Origin of the sequence: Protofrankia sp. Cr1, assembly GCF_963555865.1 — a bacterium.
Lineage (GTDB): Bacteria > Actinomycetota > Actinomycetes > Frankiales > Frankiaceae > Protofrankia.
This window is the reverse complement of record NZ_CAUVXO010000441.1, coordinates 5,642-6,226: the sequence shown is the minus strand read 5'-3', so window position 1 is coordinate 6,226 and position 585 is coordinate 5,642. Positions and strand designations below refer to the sequence as shown.

1 pseudogene is annotated in these 585 nt (G+C 66.7%); it reads left to right on the top strand.

The window, feature by feature from the left end:
* A pseudogene (locus U9980_RS23245) lies at window positions 1-558 on the top strand (glycosyltransferase family 2 protein); the annotation flags it as partial.
* Between the last annotated feature and the right edge of the window lie 27 nt (window positions 559-585).

The following is a 585-nucleotide window of genomic DNA, read 5'->3' as shown; positions in this document are numbered from 1 at the left end:
GCCCGGGCCTGGACCGAGGCCCCCGCCACACTCCGCGCGCTCTGGCGGCAGCGCTACCGCTGGTGCTACGGAACCATGCAGGCGATCTGGAAACACCGGCATGCCGTGCTCGAAAGGGGGCCCGGCGGTCGACTCGGGCGGCTCGTACTTCCCCAGCTCGTCCTGTTTCAGGTCGTGCTACCGGTGATCGCACCCGCCATCGATCTACTGGCTGTCTACGCGCTGTTCAGCGGAGACTGGCGGGTCTACGCCACACTCGGGGTGTTCTACGGCATCCAGTTCGCCACCACCGCCTTTGCGTTCCGCCTCGAACGGGAACCACTACGTCCACTATGGGCGTTGCCCTTCCAGATGTTCGTCTACCGGCAGCTCATGTACCTGGTGGTCATACAGTCCGTGGTGACCGCGGCACGGGGCACCCCACTGCGTTGGCAGCGGATGATCCGGCAGGGCACTGCCACCCAATCACTGGGCGAGATACCCGGACCGAAGCCGCCGGCCATCCACGGCGTTCCGACGCCTGCCTCCTCGAACGGACCAGCGATGCCGGTCTCCTGATCTGCCTGCTCCCGCGAGAAGGGGTCG